The following is a 25,935-nucleotide window of genomic DNA, read 5'->3' on the forward strand; positions in this document are numbered from 1 at the left end:
TATATTGGGTAAGTGAGTTTACCGCGATCGCCTGGATGAAAGACATGATTAGACTTCTCCAACAAAGCCTTTCAATAGCAGGCAAGATACCTGCTCCGAGCGGGTTTATGGGAGAAGTCTAAGGTCGCGATCGCCCAACGTTCTGATTTTTTCCCACACCAAAAACCCATGTGCGATCGCCAAAGCACTCAACCACACCACATTCCCAGCAAAGATGCTCCAAAGAATCGGCAGCGTTAAGACACACTTCCCTTCCAGAAGTAACCCAGCCAATAAAATCACCAATTCAAACAGCACAAATCCCCCAGTCAATCTGCCGCCCATACGCAGATAGTTTTGCGCGATCGTGCCTTGACTAAACAGAGGTTTGTAACTTGCCAGCATCGTCACCAGCAGCGTTCCAGTCAATAACACCAATCCCCAAGCGAAACAGTTAAATGTGCGGGGATAGTTATGCAAGGTATAGCCGCACAATTGATTGGCAAACCAGATAGTTGTAGCCGTGACGATCGCACGGCGACGAGTCAGCGTGGTTCCAGCAATGACACCCAGACAAACAAAGGGTAGGGTACAGGTGTAAGTCAGGTTGCTGAGGCTACCAACAGTAATCAGTAACGCTTGCCAGAATATCCCTTGAGACAGCGATCGACAACCCAATCGCCATTGAGCCGATAGATTCTCATTTGTAGGAATCGTCAAACTTTGCACAAAATTCATAATGCCTCTGATTTACTTGTAGATTTGCTAACAGGTGGATACAGATGGTCGATCACTTTATTGTTTTGACCGAGATGTTCGTGGACAATACGTTGTGCGATCGCGGGTGTAACGCGGGTATACCAGGTTCTATCACCCGAATAGAAAACCACAGGCCCCATTTTGCATACCTCCAAACAACCGGAAGTCATAACGTACACATCCATTCCTGCTTCTTTCACCGCAGTTTGCAACGCCTCAATAATCGGCTGCCAGTTGCGCGAAGGGTGACAGCGACTTGAACGGCACACTGAGATGTAGGGACGTTTGAGCGGGTTGTTCTCAAATGGGATGGGGCCCGAACCCAAGACGTAAATCTCGCGTAGTTCCTGGTAAAGACTCAACTTTTCCAGTTGAGGTTTGCCCTCCGGTAACAAGTCTTCATCCTCCCCAACAAAGGGACTGGGCAAAAACAGATTCATCATCTTTTCGCCTGCACCGTTCCAAAACTGAATGCCCCAACTACGGGCTTCCCCCTTTTCATTTAAACGACGATACAGCGATGCCCGATGAATTAACCGTTGCTGCCGCAGTTTGGGGGGCGTTTTTTCCAAAGGACCGCCCAAATGCTCTTCCAGGCAAAGATGCAGATGCCATGCCTCGGTGACAACAGTAAGATAGCCATCGTAGAGGATGCAGATTTTTGGCGGTTGGGTAAATTCCAGTTCCAGCACACCGCCCTCCACCACATGACCAATCTGGGTTTCTTGCCAGCGTTCCTGAAACAGTGCGTACAACAGAGGTCCGGTAACATCAATCGTACAGGGAAAGTCTTCGTACTCAATCTGTCCGCCCGTTAGTAGCGGTTCGGTAATGCAACGGTTAAGCGGTGTAACAAAGCGAGAGAATTCACCCATGATAAATCTCCTAAAATGTGGCACTGATACCAAGTCGAAAGCTGCGTCCTACGGCGGGATAACCGGGATATTGCTCGTATTGTTGGTTAAATAAATTATCTAGGTTGCCATTCAACACCACAGTTCCCCCTAATGGCACGCGGAGTTTTAAATCTACGGTGGTGTATCCCGGCAAGGATTCGGTGTTGGTGTTGTTGACGAAGTAACTGCTGAGGTGGCGCACAACTATACCCGTATAAAGTCTTCCGGGTGTTTCGTAGGCCAGTCCAAAATTAAGGCTATCGGCATCCCGAAAGCTCAGTTGGTTGTCTTGGATATCGGGGTTGCGATCGCGCACAATACGCGGGTCGTTTAGGGTATAGTTGGCAAAGCCATAGAAATTGCGGGCAAGTCGCACATTCAGAGCTGCTTCTAAGCCCAATGTTCTCACTTGACCGATGTTTTCGTAAGTGCTGGGAGAGCCAAACTTAAAGTTAATCAGATCGGAAATGGTGTTACTAAAAAAGGTGAGCCGCAGCAGCCCAATATTCCCTAATGCCTGGTCGATGCCAATGTCAAAGCTATCTCCCCGCTCTGATTTTAGGTCAGGATTTCCCACTACATTAAAGGCAGCTAACCCTTCCAGGTTAGAGATTTGCGGTGCTCGGAAGCTTCTGGCATAGTTGGCTCGTAACGTCGTACTCGCTCCCAAAGCCAGCCGTGCGCCAACGCTGGGAGAGGTAAATGAGCCATTAACCAAGCTGTTAAAGTCTTGCCGCAGCCCCAAGTTGACGCTGAAACTAGGGGTGAATTTTACTTCATAGCGGGCAAACAGTGCGCCTTGGCTAATGTCGCCATCGTAGTTGACCTCGGTGCTGTTAGTACCATAACTGAAGGTGGTATTGCGCGATCGCGTGTTACGGTAATCCACGCCATAGGTGAGCGTCTGGTTCTTCGCAATTTGCCAGTTATGCTGCACTTGAGCTCCAATCGCCCTGCGATCCACGTCATCTTTAGTGCCAGAGCCGTTTGGGTCGGGATTGTTATAGTTATAGCTGAGAAAATCCCCGTAAACGCGGCTGGTGAGCAGAGAATCGTCGCCATCCCCTAACTTGGATTCCCAAGTCAGATCTAATAATACTTCCTCGGTGTATTGCCGAGCTTCTGGAGTCAGAGTGTTAAATTCGCCAATGCTACCTGGAATTGCCACTCCTCCAGCCACTCCAAAATCTTTAGTCAAATAGAGGGCGCTGAAGGTGAGCGTGTTGCGATTATCGAGTTGCCCTTCCAGTTTCAAGTTGGCATTATTGTACAAAACATCAGCGTTCTCGCGGCGATCCTCCAGGTTAATGCGATCGATATCGAAGGGAAAATCATTTTCCGACTGAGTGCGAGTGTAACCTACTGTCCAGCCAATTCCGCCACTGCGTCCCCTCGTTTGAATTGCCTGCTCATTTAACCCAAAGCTACCTGCTGCTGCTCGCAGAGCGACTTCCGGCTTATTTGATGGAGAACGAGTGATGATGTTAATTACGCCTCCTATTGCGTCTGAACCATAAAGTGTGGAGCCACCGCCCGGTAGTAACTCAATGCGTTCAATGTTATCGGTAGTTAGTTCTGACAAATCAAACCCACCGAAAAAGCCCACATCGTTGATAGGGCGACCATCAAGTAAAATCAAAACTTGTGCCGAATTCGAGCCACGGATAAACTGACTGCTCAAAGCACCTAACTGCCCGCCAGCCGTGCCATCAATCAGAATTCCCGGCAGGTATTTTAAGGCTTCCTGGGCTGTTCTCGCTCCCTGGGCTTCAATCTGTTCGCGGTTAATTACATAAACTGGGCGGGTAGAATCTCCCAGAGGGGCTTCTCGCCGAAAGGGTGCGTATACAGGTTGATTTAAAATTTCGCCCGTAACGGTAATATCAATTTCTTCTTCTTCTTCTTCCTCTTGGTTGGCGTTGGGTGACGGTGTTTGGGAGAAGGCTTTTGGTGTACAAGCGATTGCAAAGGCGAAAAATCCTGTCAAAGTCCAGCAAAATATCTCCACGCCTTGTGGAAAAAATGCGTTTACCATCTTCTGTACCTCGCAGATAGATTTACAGTTCAATTAACATCGGCGGGCATTCTGACTCAAAGACATCAGTCTCATTACAGCTGCGGGACAGCGCCGGATTTACACCGAACTTTCCCCGTTACCTCTAGCGACTGCTCCTCGCTAGAACCGATTTATTTCCTCACAGCATATCACTGTTTGGGTTGCAAGCCAATATATCTCTTAAAATGGTTATAAGCTCACTCTCCCGTGCCGCATTTCATCTTGCCTCCACCACAATAAGTCCCCCACCAAGGATTGAATTTAGCCGCATCTTCTGGATCTTTAGTCATATTTACAAGCGTTGCAAAGCTAGATGGCTTACTGGCATACCGAAAGTGCATATGTATTGGTTCACCATTTAATTCACCATGCGGTGGGATAAAACTGAGATACTGGAAGCGATTACAGCCGGGATCTTGACTTTCATCTTTTACCAGCTCAAATAAATCCCAAGTCATTTTATACTCGGCGTAATACTTACCATCGCCAGTTGCACCCATGTAAACATACTGACAATTCCGTGCGATTGGTTTTTTCCCGGCTGTATCTTTGTAGAAGGTGAATTTCTCCATTTTATTGATATCAATACGTTTGGGATTGCGGGGATCTTTGACCGAATTCTGGTGTTCTCTGTTGAGATGAAACACGCCATTAAATCCTAAGTACGGAACCTTATAGGCATTCATCGAGATAATTTGAGTGGCTATAGGTGATGGGGTTACAACTTTTGCAGGGGTCGGCTGAGTAGTCTTTGCAGATGGACTTGCAGCTTTTATTGACGCTGGTTGAGACTCAGTTTGATTTACTTCGGGTGAATCTATTTGAGGTTGGCAAGCGATCGTTACTACCCCAACTACAACTAGAATTGCATTAAGTTGAAATCGTTTCATGGATATCTCCTGGTGTAAAAATTTAGAACATGATTGAGAAGAAGGGACTAGGGGAAGAAGAAGGGACTAGGGGCTAGGGGCTAGGGGCTAGGGGAAGAAGAAGGGACTAGGGGTTAGGGGCTAGGGGCTAGGGGAAGATAAGAAGGGGAAGAAGGAGGGAAGAAGGGATGAAGATCGGCGGGTTTCAGTAATTTAGAATGTTTTAACTACCTTAGCCTTTGCTAAGTAAATCCACTTAATTAAACATAAGATAAGGATGGCTAAAAAGCCGACTGTCTAAACATTCTTCCTTCTCTCCTAGATAACTAAATTTTTCTTCCTTCTTTCTTCTCCCTTCTTCCTTCTTCCTTCTACTTATAACTATCAAAACTGCACTGAAAATGAACCAATTACTCTCAAAGGTTCCCCAACTTCAATTCTTGTTCTGCCATTAGGTGTTCCTGGAGAGTAGTCAGTATTAAAAATGTTCTTAACATTGATTGCGAAGCGCCAATTGTCTCGACGGTAAAAAATAGCAGCATCAGTAAGGAAATAACTATCCAACTGGAAACTGTTATCAAGATCCCCTTCTCGTTCCCCAACGTAGTTAAATCCAATTCCGAAGCCTAACCCTTGTAACTCACCGGTTTGAATGGTGTAAGTCGTCCACATACTGGCGCTATGTTTGGGAACACCAATCAAGCGATTACCCACTTCAATTGCATTATCCTTGGTAACTTCAGCATCCGTGTAAGCGTAGCCACCAATAATATTCCATCCCGGCAGAATCTCACCAGAAAGATCCAACTCTACGCCTCGACTTCGTTGTTCGCCTGTTGCTATAGAGAAAAATGAATCGTTGGGGTCAGTAGTGGCAACATTTTTTTTGGTAATGTCAAAATACGCCAAAGTAGCAGAAAGTCTATTTTGGAATAATTCAGTTTTAAGACCGAATTCAAATCCCTCACCTTCTTCGGGTGCTAAGAGACTACCATCGGCGGAAGTTGCTGTGACGGGAAGAAACGATCGCGAATAACTGCCGTAGAGAGAAATCTCTGGAATAGGTTGATATACAATTCCCACTCGCGGCGTAAAAGCATCATTAGTTTCAGTATTTTTCACATCAGTAGAACGGAAAAACCCCTCTAAACTACCGATTGTTTGCTCTACCGTGTCGTAGCGGATGCCAGCCAGCAGTTTTAAATTATCAAGGACTGCAATTTGATCTTGTAAATAGACTCCTATTCTGTTGACCTCTAGCTTTTGATCGAAGAAACCAGGAATATTTTGAAATTCAGGCCTGGGAACAGATCCATATACTGGATCGAAGACATTTAATGGTGTCGGTAAGCCAAAATCCAGCCTTCCAATTCCTTCGTCATCCAATCGATTCAAATCAACCCCCGCTAAGAGGGTATGCTTCACTGAACCTGTGGCGAAGTTTCCCACAATATTTGTTTGTAGGGAGTAATTTTTACTGTCTAAGTCAAACCCACCGTAATAGCGCTCGGCAATGCCAGTTGCCTCATCAAATGTGAAGGGGAACGAAGCAAATCTTTGCTCGGTATGTCTATCTGAATATCGAAATGCGTTACGAAATTTCCAGTTATCACTAAACCGATGTTCAAAGTCATATCCAACAGTGAAAAGTTGGATTTTTGTGGAATCGTCTGGCTCTCCAAAGATGCGACGGCGAGGAGTATCGAGCAGTCGATCGCCCACAGCAATTCTACCAAAGTCTAGAGGTTGCTGGATGTCTGAATATTGCAATAGAACTGTGAAATCAGTGCGATCGCTAATTTTCCAAGTTATCACTGGCGCAACTAGGACTCGATCGATATCTTGGTCAAAGTCACGAAACCCTTCTGAGTGTTCGTAAACTGCATTCAATCGATAGAGTAAACTACCATCGGAGGTTAAGGGGCCGGAAATATCAAGGCGAGGACGAGCAAACCCATAATTGCCTAACTGAACTTCACCCTCGTAAAATGGAGTTGACAGCGGCAGTTTGGTAACAACGTTAATAACACCGCCCGGTTGAACTTCACCAAATAAGATTGAAGCTGGCCCTTTGAGAACTTCGATGCGCTCAATGTTTGCCGTGTCTGGCAACAATTCAGACCCTTGTATAGCACCATACTCTCTGAAACCATTAGTCAAAACAGGAGCATTACTAAAACCACGAATAGCGATACTTAATCCCTGACCTTCTCCACCACCGTCAAAGGTAATACCGCTGACGTTGCGTAGTGCGTCCTCTGCTCGGATCGCTTGTTGATCTTCTATGACTTCTTGAGGAATTACTTGGATCGACTGAGGAACGTCTCGAATTGGCGTATCGGTTCTGGTTGCAGTGGAAGCATTGGGAGCGAGATAGGGAGTTGCTTGTCTGGCGGTGACGGTGATATTAATTTCTTCATCAGCCGTGACACTTAAAGTTAAACCACTTGCGCTTCTAATTACATCTGCTATTGGCAATCTTTCTTGCCCGGTAATGCTGATGCGAATGCTATTAGCATCAACATTTGTCACTGTGACTGAAGTAATCCCTTCAAAGGGATTTTCCGCCTTAAATTCTCCACCTCCCGGTAAGGCTAATTGAGCATTAGAAATCTCTGCAATTAAAGTTGTGCCGGAAGTCCTAGTATTTGCTCGTAACACTTGCCCTGCTGCTGTTTCTAAAATAACTTCTAAACCTGCGGGAGTTGGGTTTAGTTGTACGCCTGTAACTTGTACGACTGATTGAGAGATTTGTACGTTTTCAGAAAATGTAAAACTTGCTTGCGATCGCTGAAAAAATCCTTCAACATTGGTGTTATGTTGCTCGATTTCATCTAATTTCGGTATTTCTGCTGTTGGCTCTTTTGGCTGCGCTGTCGGTTCAATATTAGGAGTAGGAGCAGCGCGATCGCGATTGTATTCTGGATCGAGTGTTAAGTCGGAATTGGGTTTTCGGTCAAGATTTTCTATAGCTAGCTTGACTTCTAACTCCTCGCTTTGGGATGAGGGCTTTTGTTCAATCGGTTTTTCGCGATCGCTCGCAGATGCGATCGCCCACCATTGAGCGCGATCGTCCTCTTTTGAGCGATTTATTGAACTCGGATCGGGGGCGATCGCAGGTTCTACTTCAGTTCGGTCTAAATTAGTGCCTTCAGAGAAACTCCTTGGCCCTGCCGCTGCTACTGGCATGATACCAACGCCTAGCAGTGCAACACAGAAAAACGGTAGAGACAGCTTCATTTTCACACCACACACTTAAAAAATTGAGACGTAAGCCATCTGTAAGTAAGAGTGAAGACACCGATTGACTTGCACCCCGTCAGTTGTACTCTCCTGAAAGCGTATCCGTGCGATCGCTGTTTCAATCTAGTTTCCGGGTACAAGTGGCGATCGTGCCAGCATTGTCAACAATCAAGCACTTATCAGTAACTATTCGCATTAACTTTGTAAGATTACAATACTCTCTTATCAATGTCAAGCAAAAATTTCAATTCTAATTAAGAATTTTTGTTATTTTTTGAGTGCGTTACGCCACTAGACTATAAAGGATTTTAGGCTGTAATCCTAGTGAAGTCTTTCGCTATAAGCTATATATAGCGGCAATCTTGGCAGCAAAAAAGAAGACTTTGCTTATGTCTTCGAGCGGTAACTTATAAGAATTAAAATTATTAATAGCACCTGCACAAATAATAATTAGAGCCAAGCAATACTAAAACTAATTAAGAATTATTTTGAATAAAGTATTGCAACAGCCAGATAAAATCTCTTGAAGAAAAAAGCGCGATCGCAGACCTCAAGATTTCAGGGTGAGAAAGAATAAGTGTAAAAAGTGGAAGGGATCGACCTTGAAAGCATTAAGGATGAATAACTTCGCTCCGATCCTTCATAATCGATCCTTCCACTGATAGCGTCTTAACCATCTTCACCAGTCGTAGATTCCGGCGCAGGCTCCTCATAAGCTGGTTCTGGCGCAGGTTCTTCATAAGCTGGTTCCTCATAAGCTGGTTCTGGCGCAGGTTCCTCATAAGCAGGTTCCTCATAAGCAGGCTCCTCATAGGCAGGTTCCTCATAGGCAGGTTCCTCATAGGCAGGTTCCTCATAGACAGGTTCCTCATAAGCTGGTTCTGGCGCAGGCTCCTCATAAGCAGGCTCCGGCGCAGGTTCCTCATAAGCTGGTTCCGGTGCAGGCTCTTCATAAGCAGGTTCCGGTGCAGGCTCCTCATAAGCAGGTTCCGGTGCAGGCTCTTCATAAGCAGGTTCCGGCGGTGGCGCTTGCTCCACAGGTTCCGGCGGTGGCGCTTGCTCCACAGGTTCCGGTGGTGGCGCTTGCTCCACAGGTTCCGGTGGTGCTGGCGTATCAGGTGTAAAGTTGCTGGGTTCGGGAGGTACATCAACTATTTCGGAAAAAGGAGCCTGCCTCTGATTGTTAGCTTCAGCTTCGGCTTCTGCTGCTTGGCGACTGGCTTCTTCTTGCTGTTGCTGCAAGCGATCGCGATTTTCAGCGTCACGAGCGGAGCCTTCCATACCATGATTGGCCCTAACTCTTTGCCACCGTTCCTCGCCGCCTGTTGATGGAGCATAGCGTGCCTCCCGCGCGGCTTCAATAGCAGCTCGGTCTGCTTCTTCGTCACCGCTGGAGCCTAACACTTCCACGTCAACGGCTCTACCTTTGGAATCTACCCTCACTCTCAAACGGGTATCGCCTATAGCTTCACCAAGGGAGTCCTTGCGTTCGTATTGGTATTCGCAGGAACCCTGACAAGCACCCCTACCTCGTCCTGAATTTGTACCTAAACCGTCTCTGTTTCCTTCTGAGTTATTGGTTTTGGTTCCAGTATTTGTTGACGCTTCAACAGTCGGGGCACTTTTGCTAGTGCCTGTACCTGTATCTGTACCTGTGTCTGTTGTGGTTGTTGTACCTGTGCCTGTACCTATACCTGTACCTGTATCTGTACCTGTGTCTGTTGTGGTTGTCGTACCTGTGCCTGTACCTATACCTGTACCTGTTCCTGTATCTGTACCTTTTGTTTCTGTTGCCGTGCCTTTGGAGCTAGTTGAGGCTTTAGATAAGTCTCCCAACTTTTTCACATCCTGCGATGCAGTCGATGTAGTTGATGCCGAAGGAGCGATCGCTGCGGGTGTTGCTACTGGTGATGGTTCTGGGGAGGCGACTACTGTTGTTTCCGGTGTTGTTTCCGGTGTTGCTTCTGGGGAGGCGACTACTGTTGGTTCCGGTGCTAGTTCTGGGGAAGCGACTACTGTTGGTTCCGGTGCTGGTTCGGGGGAGGCAACTACTGGTTCCGGTGCTGGTTCGGGGGAGGCGACTACTGGTTCTGGTGCTGGTTCGGGGGAGGCGACTACTGTTGGTTCCGGTGCTGGTTCGGGGGAGGCAACTACTGGTTCCGGTGCTGGTTCGGGGGAGGCGACTACTGGTTCCGGTGTTGGTTCGGGGGCAGTTGGCTCAGCAGTTTTAGAGCCAATAGGAGATTCTAGAACAGAGCCTTCAACTGGCTTGAACTCTTGCGGAGGAATATCTTTGGCAATTTTGGGATCGGGTTCTAGTTCGGCGTTAGTATCCTCAACTACAACAATCTCAATTGGCTCTTCTGCTAGTTCCAGCGATCGCTCCAAAAAACCGCTAGCGCCGACAGCTAGCAATACAACGTGCAGCGCTGCTGAACCTGCGAGACTGTAGATCAGAAACTTCTTAAGAGCCTCCTGCTCTTTTTGTCGCTGCTCTGTACAAATACTTGACAAGCTCATATTCTCCAAACCCTCGCAAACGGGACATTGCCTTATGGCTACCAACTTAAAGATTTCAGCCCCAAATGACTTTATCTTTAATAAGCCGAACTTAAACACAAATTTGTTGCTTTTGATATTCTCATATCTGCTGTGATTATTGCAAGTTAATTGCAAAACAATATGACTTTAATTTATTATTCGTTACACAACTTAATGAAACTTAAGATAAATTAAAGCTTGTAAGGGCTTTTCTCGACCCGATCGCCCTTCAAAGCTGCTTAAATACGAGGTTTTCCGCTTATAGCTCACAGTTAGCGTTTGCGATAGCTCGGCGAGCGCTTAAATATTAAGTTTTATTAAATTCAAAATTGTTGCAAATTAATATCAGATACTCTTAGAAGTATTGACAAAATTCTCAAAAATTTTAAGCGACTGTAATGGCAATAGATAGATTATTTACAGCCGGCGGCGCGGTCATGTGGCCGTTGCTGGGATTTTCGGTAGTGGGAACGGCACTGATCGTAGAGCGGGTGAGATTTTGGTATCGAGTGATGAAACGGCAGGCTCCCGTCATTAAACAAGCACTCAGGTTCTACCAGTTGGAAAATTTAGTGGGTACGATCGAACTGCTCAAACAAAATGCCGACTTACCGCTACCCAGGATTTTTCTGGCCGCATTGGAACTCGAAGACCCAAATCCAGAAGAATTTCGCTTAGCGCTAGAAAGTGAAGCCCAAGCTGAGATCCCAAATTTGAAGCGATTCAACAACTTTTTCGACACTATTATCAGCCTTTCACCTCTGTTTGGGCTTCTCGGCACCGTCTTGGGTTTGATTACCTCCTTTGCCTCTCTGAAAGTGGGGGATGTGGGAGGTAGTAAAACGGCAGGTGTTACTTCTGGGATTAGTGAAGCTTTGGTTTCTACTGCATCGGGATTAGTAGTGGCTATTTTCATAATGATGTTCGCCAATACATTTAGAGGATTTTACCTCCGCCAAATTGCGCTAATTCAGGAATACTGCGGTCAGCTAGAATTGCTTTACCGCCATCGCTACGAACGAAAAGAGAGGTCTTATGCGTCTACAAGATGAACCGGATTTACCAGCACAAATAAATATTGTGCCGATGATCGATGTGATTTTTGCGATTTTGACGTTTTTCATCATGTCAACTTTGTACTTAACTCGTTCTGAAGGGTTGCCAGTGAACTTGCCAAAAGCAGGAACAGCACAAAGTGGACAGCCAGCAAAAGCGACGGTAACGATTGATTTGCAGGGGAAGTTGTGGCTGAACCGCCAGCCAGTTCAGTTGGAGAACCTTGCAGGCGCAGTTGGTCAGCAAGTCAAGCCTGGTGAAGATTTGTTAGTGGTGTTAAATGCGGATAAAGGTGTTTATCACGGTAGAGTGATTGAGGTGATGGATCGAGTGCGTCAGGTGAAGGGGGCAAAGTTGGCGATCGCTACACAAAAATAGTAATCCCATCAACGTAGAAATATCAATCAGCATTCAATATACAAAACCGCCAGACGCTTATATCTCTAGGCGGTTGGCGGTTAAGATTTTTTATGGTAGACTTACTCAGGCACAAAACACACTCCTAAATTTGGTAACAGCAAGTAGAATCGCCGTTGAGCCTGAGATGGTAAAAGCTCAGAACATCATATAGAGTTCTAGGGGTAAAGACCCAACCCAGACCAACCGCAGAACAGTGGAAATCTTGAGTTATCGAGCAAGGCAGTTGCAATTCCATTAAAACTCATCAGCAGGATAGCTGTAAACGTTAGGAGCGATAAAGTCTCTGCGACCGCTGCCTCTTTCAGGAGCACGCTCGCCCTTTTGTTGGGTTTGTGCTGAAAGCATATGTAGGGCAGCGCTGGATTGAAATTCTTCAATTGACTGGTATTCGATCGCTTGAACATTAGCGCCGAAGCTGATACCGAACAGGGCGAAGAAAATAATGGCTGTGTAGGTTTTCATGAGTAGTGTCCGTCTCTGTGTCCAATACCTGATACGGACAATCCCCTAACCAATCCGGACACTATTTTTCTAAATTCTTAAGCTCAAACAAAAATCCCGCTCCAAGGAGCGGGAAAGCCATCAGGGTGCATCTACTGTATTAATCTAGCACGGTAGGGGGTGTAACCCCTCGCTGTCTTCACAAAAGTTTACATAAGCTCTAAATCTGGTTATTTGGGTGAGATTGATTGACAAAAATATCTTAATATGTATTATCAGAGTAAGAGCGAGTGTGAGGCGATCGCCAACATCTTTGCCAAAGGGTCTGACAAGGAAGTTGTTCTGGTTTTTCACCAAACAGATATTGAATTTGATATTGAATATGACTAATTCTCGTAAGCTTCGGGCTCCATTATTTACCCGCATTTTCGGTATTATACTAGGTATTACCGTTATCATCTGGTTACTTAGAGGTTTTGGCATACTAACATTCATTCCTGGCGGTATTTTATGGCTGCTACTTTTACTTTCTATTGGAACGGGAATTCTCAGCACTCTCCAGAGAAGATAATTGGGCCTAGCTAGAAAGAAGTATTTTCGTCAAAAAAACCGGTTTCTTTGGTTGGGTGCGCGAGTCCTCAAGAAAAAAATTTTCTGATTAATTAGCAATTACCCCTTCCTTTTCATCGCCTTGCCGACAGTCACATTTAACTGAGCACCTAAAAGCATTACCAAAGAGCTGAAATTAAGCCATAATAGCAAAATAATAAAAGTTCCAATAGTGCCGTAAGTCCAGTTATAATTACCAAAATGAGAAACATAAAACCGCAACAAACCAGAGATTCCCGCCCAACAAATAGCGGCGAGAATTGCTCCGGGTAAAATCGGCGTTCCTCGGCGGTGACGACTGGGCCCGTAGCGATAGATAAAGGCGAAGGCAAATGATACAATCCCTAAAGTAATTGGCCAGCGCCACAACTTCCAAACAGCTAACAACTTTGACTCTAGCGGACAAGATTGGAGGGGTAGTAATTGGCAATTAGAGATATCTTGGAACGGGCAATTTGATACGGTTTCTAGAAAGCAACTTTGACGAGCTACAATTTGCACAATTAGATCGCTGATAAATACAACTCCGCAAGCTAAAATCAATAGCATAATTGTCCCGATACTCAATCCTATAGAAACAAGTTTGGCTTTCCAAAAAGGTCGAATTCGATCGGCAGGAATTTGATGGATTTGATCGAGTGCAGCCATCGCTGCACTTAAAACTCCAGAAAATGCCCAAAGTGTCCCAATAAAACTGACAGAAAATATCTCTTGGTTGCGAGTTTGGAGGATTTCTTGGATTAAACTACGAATTAAAGTGCGAACTTCATTCGGGACTATCTCCCCTAACAGCCGCGCCATTTGATAAAGTGTAGACTGTAAGGATTCAAATAAAGCAATTGCTGCGATCGCAGCTAAAAGTGCAGGGAATAGGGCTAACATGGCATTGTAGGCCATTTCAGCGGACAATCCCAGCAAGCGCTGCTTTCCAGCGCGATCGCCAACTTCCTTGAGAGTTGTCCAGTTTAGGTGGCCAAAGAAATTGAAAAAACGACGCGAACGCCTAATTATGTATCTCAGGAGTCTCCAAAGCCCCTGAAACATAGCTAAAATAAGGTGGCGCAAATTACGAAAAATGTTCATTATGGCTGATGGCTGATGGCAGGATAACTAGCAACTGGCAGGATGTGCAATTTTATTTTCTCCTTTTTTAATGGGGGTGGTAAGTTCTAATGATTATAAAGTAACCGCTTTGCTCCTCCCTAGCTATGCTAAAAAAGGGGAAAGAACAGTAAGTTGCAATTAGCAATTAGCAATTAGCAATTAGCAATTAGCAATTAGCAATTAGCAATTAGCAATTAGCAATTAGCAATTAGCAATTAGCAATTAATAATTAAAACTCGATATGACTCAGGATATCAGGCAGTGGTTAAATGAAATTAAGGCTCTGCAACAGCAGTTAACAGAAGTTGTGCGCGATCGCGAAGCAGCCTTAGAGAGTGCGGCCCAATGGCGACAACTCTACAACACAGAAGCACAGCAGCGACGGGCGGAAGCTAAGCTAAATCAGCAAACGATTGCAGCTTTGCAAGCACAAATTCAGAAACTTCAGAGTTTCTCTTCAAGCATAGCGGATGAAAATAAGGCTGTAACTGCACTCAATCAAGAGGTTGAACAACTACAAACCCTGGAAGAAGTGAAAGCAAAACTTATAGAAGTGCTACTGGAACGCGATCGCGCCCGCGAAGAAATTAATAACTTAGCATCCACCCTCAAAGCAGAACAACTTCACCATGCTGAAACTCGTAAAAGTTTAACCTCCGCCCTGGGAGATGCTGTTGACTTACTCGCCAAGGGGCAAAATGCCCGTCAGGTAGAAGTCGATTTCGTCTCCGATCCAAACGATCCAAATTACTCTGCTTCCAGCGAACTTCCAGCTTCTAAAAACCCTTTAATTCAACTACCACATCTAAAATCTTAGGGAATTTTGAGTGGCGAGTTTTGAATTTATAGTAAGCCAGGAGTAGATTCAGATCGCTACGAGCAAATAGAAAGCGATCGCATAAATTATAGGCGCGATCCACTTCTATTTGCTACCTAAATTAGCAGAAAACTAGCCGAGGCGATCGCACTTTTAGTGACACCAATAGTAACAGCCAACTGCTCTCCAGTCAAGAGATTTTTGATGATTGTTCCTCGCTCATTTTCCGTGAAATCTAACTGGCTGAAACTCAAACCACCAGTTAATCCAATCGAGTCTTGACCAATAGTAAAATCACCAATAGTATCAAATCCATAACCCGCTTTTAATACAAAGATATCGTTACCGCTACCGCCAATTAAACTATCACTTCCTAAGTCTCCATAAAGAATGTCATCACTTTTTCCACCCGTGATAGTATCATTGTCTTTACCGCCGTAAATAGTATCATTGCCTGCACAACCAGCTAAGACATCTGATTGTTCGTTACCACTGATTAGATCGTTACCTTCACCGCCACAGATGGTATCATTTTCCTGATTTCCCAATAGGTAGTCATTACCTTCACTGCCAAATATTGTGTCCTTACCTTTGCCTCCATATAAAACATCATTATCCTTGCCACCGTCGATAAAATCATCATTTCTATTACCAAAAATGGTGTCATTATCTTCTAGGCCATTTAGTAAGTCATTACTTTTCCCTCCGAAGATTAAATCAGCGCCATAATCGCCAAGAATAATATCATTATTTTCATCTCCTAACAGGATGTCATCACCTTTGCCACCATTAATAAAGTCATTGCCATAATTACCGTTAAGGATGTCTATACTGTCGCCACCATATAGATTATCATCCCCTGATTTAGCATCGAATATATTGCCAGAATTGCTGCCTAAAAACTCATCATTTTTTATCGTACCTATTTGAAGGTTATATATACCAAATATACGGTTTTCAACTGAGTTTGGTTGGTTTAAGTCGGGATAAGAAATTGTCTCGCAGATGCAATCATCATTGGGGATGTTGTTAGTTATTGGAATTGGTGTTGGAGTTACTGATGGCGTTGGAATTGGTGTTGAAGTTGGAGTTACTGATGGCGTTGGAATTGGTGTTGGTGTTACCGATGGCGTTAGTGTTGGTGTCGGTGTTGGTGTTAACGATGGCGTTGGTATTGGTGTCGGTGTTGGTGTTACCGATGGCGTTGGTATTGGTGTCGGTGTCGGTGTTGGTGTTACCGATGGCGTTGGAATTGGCGTTGGAATTGGCGTTGGTGTTACCGATGGCGTTGGAATTGGCGTTGGAATTGGCGTTGGTGTTACCGATGGCGTTGGAATTGGCGTTGGAATTGGCGTTGGAATTGGTGTCGGTGTTGGAATTGGCGTTGGAATTGGAATTGGTGTTGGCGTTGGTGTTGCGATATCATTATCAGTAATATTGCTAGTAATCGGGTTAATACTAATAGCATCATAGTTGACATCGCTACTACTTGCTGCGTAATTAATTGTGCTAGTATGATTGCCTTCAACTAGGTTATCATTTACGGCTGTGATTGTGACTGTTTGCGGTACATTCCAGTTAGCTGAAGTGAAAGTTAACGTACTGGCACTACTGGTACTTTGACTATCTGGGTTAATAGCAATTGCGACATCAGATGTGGGTTGGCTGTTTAATACGACTGTGTAACTATCGGTGGTGCTTCCTTCTGAAATATTTGTGCTACCTGCCGATTGAGTGATGTTGACACTGGCAGTATCGTTATCAGTAATATTGGCTGTTACTGGGGTAATGACAATCGTATCGTAGTTAGTATCTGTGCTAGTTGCTGTGTAACTAATTGTGCTAGTATGATTGCCTTCAACGAGGTTATCATCTACGGCTGTGATTGTGACTGTTTGCGGTACATTCCAGTTAGCTGAAGTGAAGGTGAGGCTAGTTGCACTGCTTGTACTTTGACTGTCAGGATTGATAGCAATTGTGACATTGGCTGTGGGTTGGCTGTTTAATACGACTGTGTAACTATCGGTGGTGCTTCCTTCTGAAATATCTGTGCTACCTGCCGATTGAGTGATGTTGACACTGGCAGTATCGTTATCAGTAATATTGGCTGTTACTGGGGTAATGACAATCGTATCGTAGTTAGTATCAGTGCTAGTTGCTGTGTAACTAATTGTGCTAGTATGATTGCCTTCAACTAGGTTATCATCTACGGCTGTGACTGTGACTGTCTGTGGTACATTCCAGTTAGCTGAAGTGAAGGTGAGACTGCTAGAACTACTGGTACTTTGACTATCCGGGTTGATAGCAATTGTGACATCACTGGTGGGTTGGCTGTTTAATACGACTGTGTAACTATCGGTGGTGCTTCCTTCTGAAATATCTGTGCTACCTGCCGATTGAGTGATGTTGACACTGGCAGTATCGTTATCAGTAATATTGGCTGTTACTGGGGTAATGACAATCGTATCGTAGTTAGTATCTGTGCTAGTTGCTGTGTAACTAATTGTGCTAGTATGATTGCCTTCAACTAGGTTATCATCTACGGCTGTGATTGTGACTGTTTGCGGTACATTCCAGTTAGCTGAAGTGAAGGTGAGGCTAGTTGCACTGCTTGTACTTTGACTGTCAGGATTGATAGCAATTGTGACATCGGATGTGGGTTGACTGTTTAATACTACTGTGTAACTATCGGTGGTGCTTCCTTCTGAAATATTTGTGCTACCTGCCGATTGAGTGATGTTGACATTGGCAGTATCGTTATCAGTAATATTGGCAGTAATTGGGGTAATGGCAATCGCATTATAATTAGTATCAGTGCTAGTTGCTGTGTAACTAATTGTGCTAGTATGATTGCCTTCAACTAGGTTATCATCTACGGCTGTGACTGTGACTGTCTGTGGTACATTCCAGTTAGCTGAAGTGAAGGTGAGACTGCTAGAACTACTGGTACTTTGACTATCCGGGTTGATAGCAATTGTGACATTGGCTGTGGGTTGGCTGTTTAATACGACTGTGTAACTATCTGTGGTACTTCCTTCTGAAATATCTGTGTTACCTGCCGATTGAGTGATGTTGACATTGGCAGTATCGTTATCAGTAATATTGGCAGTAATTGGGGTAATGGCAATCGCATTATAATTAGTATCGGTGCTAGTTGATGTGTAATTAATTGTGCTAGTATGATTGCCTTCAACGAGGTTATCATCTACGGCTGTGATTGTGACTGTTTGCGGTACATTCCAGTTAGCTGAAGTGAATGTTAAGCTAGTTGCACTGCTTGTACTTTGACTGTCAGGATTGATAGCAATTGTGACATCGGATGTGGGTTGACTGTTTAATACTACTGTGTAACTATCAGTTGCTCCGCCTTCGGTGATATCTGTGCTACCTGCCGATTGAGTGATGTTGACATTGGCAGTATCGTTATCAGTAATATTGGCAGTAATTGGGGTAATGGCAATCGCATTATAATTAGTATCGGTGCTAGTTGATGTGTAATTAATTGTGCTAGTATGATTGCCTTCAACGAGGTTATCATCTACGGCTGTGACTGTGACTGTCTGTGGTACATTCCAGTTAGCTGAAGTGAAGGTGAGACTGCTAGAACTACTGGTACTTTGACTATCCGGGTTGATAGCAATTGTGACATTGGCTGTGGGTTGACTGGTTAATACTACTGTGTAACTATCAGTTGCTCCGCCTTCGGTGATATCTGTGCTACCTGCCGATTGAGTGATGTTGACATTGGCAGTATCGTTATCAGTAATATTGGCAGTAATTGGGGTAATGGCGATCGCATTGTAGTTAGTATCGGTGCTAGTTGCTGTGTAACTAATTGTGCTAGTATGATTGCCTTCAACGAGGTTATCATTTACGGCTGTGACTGTGACTGTTTGTGGTGTATTCCAGTTAGCGGAAGTGAAGGTTAAGCTAGTTGCACTACTGGTACTTTGACTGTCAGGATTAATCGTAATTGTAACATTGGCTGTAGGTTGGCTGTTTAATACTACTGTGTAACTATCCGTTGCACCGCCTTCCGAGACATTGGTGCTACCACTGGATTGAGTGATGTTGACACTAGCAGTATCGTTATCAGTAATAGCAATATTTTGAGTAGTCGTGCTGCCTAGTGCAATATTTGCCGACGGATTACTAATAGTTAATGTCGCGGTTTCTGTACCTTCTGCTACAGCATCGTTAACAACAGTAAAAGTAGTAGTGCCTGTAGTTTGTCCGCTAGGAATAGTAATAGTAGTATTACCCAGGTTGTAATCTCCAGCAGTAACATTAGTTCCAGAAACACCTAAGTCAACAGTTTGATTGCTAGAAACGACACTAGAAGCGGTGGCGGTAACGGTAATTATAGTTGTACCTGCTTCCGTACCTGCATTACTACTAACTGATAAATTGACAATACCTTGTATCAGCGTGTTGGCTGTTGAAGAATCATTAGTTGTCACTGAGTCAGTAATACCTAAAGCTGTTAATCCGCTAAGAATAGGATTAGGTTTTACTGTGGCTGTATTCGTGACAATAGTTCCCGCTGGTGTTGCTGAATCAATTGTCCCATTAACTGTCAATGTTGCTGATTGTGATGGTGCTAAATTAACTTTTTCCCAGACTCCAGAAGTGTTACTGTAATTGCCTGCTGAAGCACTAAAACTGGGATTAGTTACTGCTGCGGGTACTGTGTCGCTGAGATTGAGGTGATCGATTGTGTTTGTGGTACTATTATTTGTAACTGTAATTGTGTAACTAATCGAACCGCCGGGGTTAGCAGTGGCGGGGGCAGTTTTAACAACACTTAAATCAACTTCAGGAGGAGTAGCGCGATACTCAAATGCCCCAATATCTACAGTAGAATTACTGATTCTAGTAAAGGGTAAACCACGTTGATCGCTAGTTAATCCAGAGGCAAGAGTGTTGCTACCTGCATCAATTGCTTGGGAACTAGCAAGTAAGGCATGAGTTTGAGTTAATCCCCCATTATTTGCAAGGGGAGAAAGTACCGTACTAATGAGTCCAGAAACAGTAATATCGCTGGCAACTGTGGGAAAACTACCTGCACTTCCGCTTTGTCCTACTAAGTTATTGCCGTTGGAGGTAAAAGTATCTAAGTTTTGCACTTCTGTATTAGTAGTGGCAGTATTACCTGCAACAATGCTGTTACTAACTGTCGCCGTACTGCTAGCGTTGGAGATTCCGCCACCATTACTAGCTGAATTATAAGCGAGCGTGCTGTTTGTAATAGTTAATGTAGTTGCATTAACGTTGTAGATGCCGCCGCCATTGTCAGTAGCTGTATTACCAGAGATCGTGCTGTTAGTGACAGTCATCGTCCCTGTATTGCGAATGCCGCCACCGTTGGGTGCTGTGTTGCCACTAATCGTACTGTTAGCGATCGTTGCTGTGCCGTTTGAGAAGTTGGAGATGCCACCGCCTCTCAAATTGACTGTGTTGTTAGCGATCGTACTATTAGTAACTGTCAGAGTCGCCGTAGAGTTAACATTGTAAATGCCGCCGCCGTTGTTAGAAGCGCTATTACCACTAATCGTGCTGTTGCTGACGGTGGCGATACCTCTGTTGTCAATGCCACCGCCACCAGTATTATTAGTGTAGTTGTTTGTAACTGTACTGTTAATTACCGTCAGCGTACCGCTACGATTGTAAATCCCAGCGCCATTTTCGTTAGATGTGTTCCCGGAAATTGTGCTGTTAGTGACGGTGACATTGCTACTATTATCGATCAAAATGCCGCCAGCTTTACCATTAGGAAACGTCCCCGATGCAGTGCCATTACTGACAGTGCTGTTGTTTAAAGTTAAGGTACTACCGTTTGTGACCGAGATATTTGCACCCCTACCAGTAACGCTACCCTGAGTAATAGTCATGTCACTAATGTTGACTGTTACCCCCGATCCAGAAATATCGAATACCCGCACGGCATTATTGCCACTAACGCTTAAATTACTCGCACCAAGCCCATCAATACTTACTGAATTATTAATGCTGAGACTACTGGCAAGAGTTATTGTGCCACTGACTCCCGTAAGGTCGATCGCATCCGCACCAGCAGTGTTATTAGCTGCTACAATTGCCTCTGGCAAGCTGATTTTGCCGTCAGCGCCGGGACTAGCAATTAGGTTCGCGATGCTGCTGGTAGTTCCATCTACTAAGTCGTTTGTGGTTGTGACGCTAACTGTTGCCATAGTTACTCCTTAGAGATCCAGTCTCTACAATTATATAGCGCGATCGCCATTCTCGTACTGATATCCTCAAAATATATTGTGCCAATGCAAGCAGAAACGATATGAATCTCGTTAATCTGTGCGTTAATTTATTGCACTATAATATTTATAACTTGCTGATTCCTGGTGGTGCTAGTCAAAATGCAAAAGATTTGTTTCGCAAAATAGCTAAAAGCTTTTTCTGAAAATGCTTCGGGAAATATACCTTTAAGATGAGAACGCTAGGTTAAATCATAACCACTAATACAATTTTATCGCGATCGCGGTATTAAAACTTGAGTTTTATCTAGGGTATACAAATAGGGAAATGGATATCAATCTCCACCAGGTAAACTATTACCCTAGATGAGTAATACCGAAAGCAATGTCTATACCAAACTACGCCACTGCACTTTTATTTTCTGACTAAATCAACAGAAAATTAGCTGATATAATCGCACTTTTATCGACCCCAATCATAATCGCTAACTGATCCCCTGTCAACAGATTTTTAATAATTGTTCCCCGATTATCCTCAGTAAAATCTAACTGACTAAAACTTAAACCACTTAATCCAATTAAGTCTTGACCAATGGTAAAATCACCGATAGTATCAAATCCGCTACCAGCTTTTAAGATAAAAATATCATTACCGCTACCGCCAATCAAACTATCATTACCCAAGTCTCCATAAAGGATATCGTCACCTTTACCACCAGTGATAGTATCGTTATTTTCACCTCCGTAAATTGTATCATTTCCTTCACAACCTCCGAGAAGATCGTCTTGTTCATTCCCACTAATGAAGTCATTACCTACACCGCCACAGATGGTATCAGACTCTAAGTTTCCAAAGATGTTATCATTACCTTCACTGCCAAGAATTGTATCATTACCTTTGCCCCCATATAAAACATCATTATCCTTGCCACCGTCGATAAAATCATCATTTCTATTACCAAAAATGGTGTCATTATCTTCTCGGCCATTTAGTAAGTCATTACTTTTCCCTCCGAAGATTAAATCAGCGCCATAATCGCCAAGAATAATATCATTATTTTCATCTCCTAACAGGATGTCATCACCTTTGCCACCACTAATAAAGTCATTGCCATAATTACCGTTAAGGATGTCTATACTGTCGCCACCATATAGATTATCATCCCCTGATTTAGCATCGAAGATATTGCCAGAATTGCCACCTAAAAACTCATCATTTTTTATCGTACCTATTTGAAGGTTAGATATACCAAATATACGGTTTTCAACTGAGTTGGGTTGGTTTAAGTCGGGATAGGAAATTTTTTCACAGATGCAGCTATCGTCTGGGATGTTGTTAGTTATTGGTGTGGGAGTTGGTGTTACCGATAGAATTGGTGTCGGTGTTACTGATGGAATTGGTGTTAACGATGGCGTTGGTGTCGGTGTTACCGATGGCGTTGGTGTCGGTGTTACTGATGGTATTGGTGTCGGTGTTACTGATGGAATTGGTGTTACCGATGGCGTTGGTGTCGGTGTTACCGATGGCGTTGGTGTCGGTGTTACTGATGGTGTTGGTGTGGGAGTTACCGATGGCGTTGGTGTTACCGATGGCGTTGGTGTCGGTGTTACCGATGGCGTTGGTGTCGGTGTTACCGATGGCGTTGGTGTCGGTGTTACTGATGGTGTTGGTGTGGGAGTTACCGATGGCGTTGGTGTTACTGATGGAGTTGGTGTTACTGATGGAGTTGGAGTTAGTGTTACCGATGGAGTTGGTGTTACTGATGGAGTTGGCGTTACTGATGGCGTGAGTGTTGGCGTTGGTGTTGCGATATCGTTATCAGTAATATTAGCAGTAATCGGGGTAATAGCAATCGCATTATAATTAGTATCAGTGCTAGTTGCTGTGTAACTAATTGTGCTAGTATGATTGCCTTCAACGAGGTTATCATCTACGGCTGTGACTGTGACTGTCTGTGGTACATTCCAGTTAGCTGAAGTGAAGGTGAGACTGCTAGAACTACTGGTACTTTGACTATCCGGGTTGATAGCAATTGTGACATCACTGGTGGGTTGGCTGTTTAATACGACTGTGTAACTATCGGTGGTGCTTCCTTCTGAAATATTTGTGCTACCTGCCGATTGAGTGATGTTGACATTGGCAGTATCGTTATCAGTAATATTGGCTGTTACTGGGGTAATGGCGATTGCATTATAATTAGTATCAGTGCTAGTTGCTGTGTAACTAATTGTGCTAGTATGATTGCCTTCAACTAGGTTATCATCTACGGCTGTGACTGTGACTGTCTGTGGTACATTCCAATTAGCTGAAGTGAATGTTAAGCTAGTTGCGCTACTGGTACTTTGACTGTCAGGATTGATGTTAATTGTGACATCGGATGTGGGTTGACTGGTTAATACTACTGTATAACTATCAGTTGCACCGCCTTCTGAAATATCTGTGCTACCACTGGATTGAGTGATGTTAATATTGGCAGTATCGTTATCAGTAATAGCAATATTTTGAGTAGTTGTGCTGCCTAGTGCAATATTTGCAGACGGATTACTAATAGTTAATGTCGCGGTTTCTGTACCTTCTGCTACAGCATCATCAACAACAGTAAAGGTGGTAGTACCTGTAGTTTGTCCGCTAGGAATAGTAATAGTAGTATTACCCAGGTTGTAATCTCCAGCAGTAATATTAGTTCCAGAAACACCTAAATCAACAGTTTCATTGCTAGAAACGGCACTAGAAGCGGTGGCGGTAACGGTAATTATAGTTGTACCTGCTTCCGTACCTGCATTACTACTAACTGATAAATTGACAATACCTTGTATCAGCGTGTTGGCTGTTGAAGAATCATTAGTTGTCACTGAGTCAGTAATACCTAAAGCTGTTAATCCGCTAAGAATAGGATTAGGTTTTACTGTTGCTGTATTCGTGACAATATTTCCCACTGGTGTTGCCGAATTAATTGTTCCATTAACTGTCAATGTTGCGGATTGTAATGGTGCTAGATTAACGTTTTCCCAAACTCCATTTGTATTGGTGTAATTACCTGCCGAAACTGTAAAACTGGAATTAATTATTTGTGTTGGTAATGTGTCGCTGAGATTGAGGTGAGCTATTGTGTCAGTTGTACTGTTATTTGTAACTGTAATTGTGTAAGTAATCGGGTCGCCGGCGTTTGCAGTGGCGGGGGAGGTTTTAAGAACACTTAAATCGAGATTGGGAGGGGTACTTCGATACTCGAATGCTCCAATATCTACTGTACTGTTGACGGTTCTAGTAAAGGGTAAACCACGTTGGTCGCTAGTAGTTACACCAGTATTATTGCCTGCATCAATGGCAAGACTCGTAGCAAGCAAGGCGTGAGTTTGAGTAAGTCCGCCGTTGTTGGCGAGGGATGCTAATTGGGGATTGATAGGTGTACCGATAGTGCCGACGATATTGCCATTTGTGCCATTGACAAAGCTGCTGCTACCTTGGTTAATGCCAATTAGATTATTACCGTTGTCGGTGAAAGTGCCTGAGACATCTGGGTTAATAGTTCCTGAACCAGCGTTGCTAGGAGTATCGAAGTTACCCGCCACGATCGTATTTTTGACGTTGACAATGCCACCAGCTCTACTAAAGATTCCTCCACTATCGCCAGTGCCGTCATTATTGCTGTCAGCCGTGTTGTTGGCGATCGTACTGTTGGTCAGGGTGGTTATGCCGTTCCAATTGTAGATCCCACCGCCGTCGCTGTTAGTGGAATTGCCGCTGACGGTGCTGTTGCTCAGGGTGGCTGTGCCGCCTTGGTTAAAGATCCCGCCGCCGTCGCTGTTAGTGGAATTGCCGCTGATAGTGCTATTACTCAGAGTCACTGTGTCAAGGTTGAAGATCGCGCCACCGCCGTATTTAGCGGAATTGCCGCTGATGGTGCTATTACTCAGGGTAACAGTGCTGTCGAGGTTGAAGATCCCGCCACCACCATCAGCCGAATTGCCGCTGACGGTGCTGTTGCTCAGGGTGGCTGTGCTTTGGTAGTTGTAGATCCCGCCGCCGCTACCAGCCGAATTGCCGCTGACGGTGCTGTTGCTCAGGGTCACTCTGCTGTAAAAGGCGTTCCAAATCCCGCCGCCGTTGTATTTAGCCGAATTACCGCTGACAGTGCTGTTGCTCAGGGTAACAGTGCTGTTGACATTGAAGATCCCGCCGCCGTTGTATTTAGCCGAATTGCCGCTGACAGTGCTGTTGGTCAAGGTGACTCTGCTGCTGAAGTTCAAGATCCCGCCACCACCATCAGCCGAATTGCCGCTGACAGTGCTGTTGGTCAGGGTGACAGTGCTGCCACTGCGGTTGGAGATCCCACCACCACTGTATTCAGCCGAATTGCCACTGACAGTGCTGTTAGTCAGAGCGATCGCACCTCGATTATAAATCCCACCGCCCCTTGTACTACCACCAGTAGCCGAATTGCCGCTGACAGTGCTATTACTCAAATTCAGGGTGCTGCCTGTTGCTACAAAAATGCCGCCGCCATCGAATACGCTACTACCATTGGCAATAGTCATACTGTCAATATTTACTGTCGTCCCCGCACCGGAAATATCGAACACCCGCACGGCATTGTTGCCGCTAACGGTTAAATTAGTTGCCCCTGGGCCGTTAATACTGACTGAATCGGTAATGTCTAGCGTACTAGCAAGGGCGATCGTACCGCTGACTCCAGTAAGATCGATCGCATCTGCACCAGCAGTGTTATTGGCGGCCACAATTGCCTCTGGCAAGCTGATTTTGCCGTCAGCGCCGGGACTGGCAATTAGGTTCGCGATGCTGGTAGTAGTTCCATCTACCGTGTTGTTGGTGGTTGTGACGCTAACTGTTGCCATAGTTACTCCTCAGCGATTCAGGTTGTAGAATTATGTGCGCGATCGCCATTCTCGTACTGAT

The 25,935-nt window shown here is 44.6% G+C and carries 16 protein-coding genes and 1 riboswitch; of the genes, 6 read left to right on the forward strand and 10 right to left on the reverse strand.

What is annotated here, in order from left to right; translation table 11 throughout:
- Positions 1–105: 105 nt before the first annotated feature.
- From OSCIL6407_RS0104880 to OSCIL6407_RS0104905, 6 genes are all read right to left on the reverse strand, one after another.
- Positions 106–717, reverse strand: coding sequence for a hypothetical protein (locus tag OSCIL6407_RS0104880; RefSeq protein ID WP_007355786.1), 612 nt, complete (start codon positions 715–717; stop codon positions 106–108).
- A complete protein-coding gene (locus OSCIL6407_RS0104885; protein WP_007355785.1) occupies positions 714–1,613 on the reverse strand; it encodes a (2Fe-2S) ferredoxin domain-containing protein in 900 nt (299 codons plus the stop codon). The genes OSCIL6407_RS0104880 and OSCIL6407_RS0104885 overlap by 4 nt, the downstream gene beginning before the upstream one ends.
- Before the next feature lie 10 nt (positions 1,614–1,623).
- Complete coding sequence (locus OSCIL6407_RS0104890) at positions 1,624–3,669, reverse strand: TonB-dependent receptor plug domain-containing protein (protein ID WP_007355784.1); 2,046 nt, start codon at positions 3,667–3,669, stop codon at positions 1,624–1,626.
- A gap of 24 nt (positions 3,670–3,693) precedes the next feature.
- Positions 3,694–3,836: riboswitch (cobalamin riboswitch) on the reverse strand.
- Positions 3,837–3,887: 51 nt separating this feature from the next.
- Positions 3,888–4,580 (reverse strand): hypothetical protein, encoded by a 693-nt coding sequence (locus OSCIL6407_RS0104895; RefSeq protein WP_007355783.1) that lies wholly within the window; start codon positions 4,578–4,580, stop codon positions 3,888–3,890.
- Between the two features lie 363 nt (positions 4,581–4,943).
- Positions 4,944–7,799: a TonB-dependent siderophore receptor gene (locus OSCIL6407_RS0104900; RefSeq protein WP_148288833.1), complete on the reverse strand. Its 2,856-nt coding sequence runs from the start codon at positions 7,797–7,799 to the stop codon at positions 4,944–4,946.
- A gap of 672 nt (positions 7,800–8,471) precedes the next feature.
- A complete protein-coding gene (locus tag OSCIL6407_RS0104905; protein ID WP_007355295.1) occupies positions 8,472–10,322 on the reverse strand; it encodes a TonB family protein in 1,851 nt (616 codons plus the stop codon).
- 419 nt (positions 10,323–10,741) lie between these two features.
- On the opposite strand from OSCIL6407_RS0104905, the gene OSCIL6407_RS0104910 reads away from it, so the two are divergent.
- Together OSCIL6407_RS0104910 and OSCIL6407_RS0104915 are read left to right on the forward strand one after the other, a co-directional pair.
- A complete protein-coding gene (locus OSCIL6407_RS0104910; protein WP_007355294.1) occupies positions 10,742–11,395 on the forward strand; it encodes a MotA/TolQ/ExbB proton channel family protein in 654 nt (217 codons plus the stop codon).
- Entirely contained in the window at positions 11,379–11,777 is a 399-nt protein-coding gene (locus OSCIL6407_RS0104915; RefSeq protein WP_007355293.1) for an ExbD/TolR family protein, read from the forward strand. Before OSCIL6407_RS0104910 ends, OSCIL6407_RS0104915 begins: the two co-directional genes overlap by 17 nt.
- Before the next feature lie 276 nt (positions 11,778–12,053).
- On the opposite strand, the gene patX is transcribed toward OSCIL6407_RS0104915, so the two are convergent.
- Entirely contained in the window at positions 12,054–12,281 is a 228-nt protein-coding gene (patX, locus tag OSCIL6407_RS0104920; RefSeq protein WP_007355291.1) for a heterocyst-inhibiting protein PatX, read from the reverse strand.
- 246 nt (positions 12,282–12,527) lie between these two features.
- On the opposite strand from patX, the gene OSCIL6407_RS37675 reads away from it, so the two are divergent.
- Positions 12,528–12,650 (forward strand): hypothetical protein, encoded by a 123-nt coding sequence (locus OSCIL6407_RS37675; protein ID WP_267879531.1) that lies wholly within the window; start codon positions 12,528–12,530, stop codon positions 12,648–12,650.
- On the forward strand, positions 12,643–12,831 hold the full coding sequence (locus OSCIL6407_RS32240) for a hypothetical protein (RefSeq protein WP_071592448.1): 189 nt from the start codon (positions 12,643–12,645) through the stop codon (positions 12,829–12,831). Before OSCIL6407_RS37675 ends, OSCIL6407_RS32240 begins: the two co-directional genes overlap by 8 nt.
- A gap of 98 nt (positions 12,832–12,929) precedes the next feature.
- On the opposite strand, the gene OSCIL6407_RS0104930 is transcribed toward OSCIL6407_RS32240, so the two are convergent.
- On the reverse strand, positions 12,930–13,952 hold the full coding sequence (locus OSCIL6407_RS0104930; protein ID WP_007355290.1) for a YihY/virulence factor BrkB family protein: 1,023 nt from the start codon (positions 13,950–13,952) through the stop codon (positions 12,930–12,932).
- 262 nt (positions 13,953–14,214) lie between these two features.
- Here OSCIL6407_RS0104930 and OSCIL6407_RS0104935 point away from each other — a divergent pair, with 262 nt between their 5' ends.
- Positions 14,215–14,790: a hypothetical protein gene (locus OSCIL6407_RS0104935; RefSeq protein WP_007355289.1), complete on the forward strand. Its 576-nt coding sequence runs from the start codon at positions 14,215–14,217 to the stop codon at positions 14,788–14,790.
- Positions 14,791–14,906: 116 nt separating this feature from the next.
- On the opposite strand, the gene OSCIL6407_RS0104940 is transcribed toward OSCIL6407_RS0104935, so the two are convergent.
- Complete coding sequence (locus OSCIL6407_RS0104940) at positions 14,907–20,999, reverse strand: choice-of-anchor Q domain-containing protein (RefSeq protein WP_019486976.1); 6,093 nt, start codon at positions 20,997–20,999, stop codon at positions 14,907–14,909.
- A gap of 101 nt (positions 21,000–21,100) precedes the next feature.
- On the opposite strand from OSCIL6407_RS0104940, the gene OSCIL6407_RS37680 reads away from it, so the two are divergent.
- Entirely contained in the window at positions 21,101–21,223 is a 123-nt protein-coding gene (locus OSCIL6407_RS37680; RefSeq protein ID WP_007354696.1) for a hypothetical protein, read from the forward strand.
- A gap of 220 nt (positions 21,224–21,443) precedes the next feature.
- Here the strand turns inward: OSCIL6407_RS37680 and OSCIL6407_RS33955 are convergent, their stop codons facing one another.
- Entirely contained in the window at positions 21,444–25,874 is a 4,431-nt protein-coding gene (locus tag OSCIL6407_RS33955; RefSeq protein WP_019486977.1) for a beta strand repeat-containing protein, read from the reverse strand.
- Between the last annotated feature and the right edge of the window lie 61 nt (positions 25,875–25,935).

Origin of the sequence: Kamptonema formosum PCC 6407, assembly GCF_000332155.1 — a bacterium.
In the GTDB taxonomy this organism is placed as follows: Bacteria; Cyanobacteriota; Cyanobacteriia; order Cyanobacteriales; family Microcoleaceae; genus Kamptonema; species Kamptonema formosum.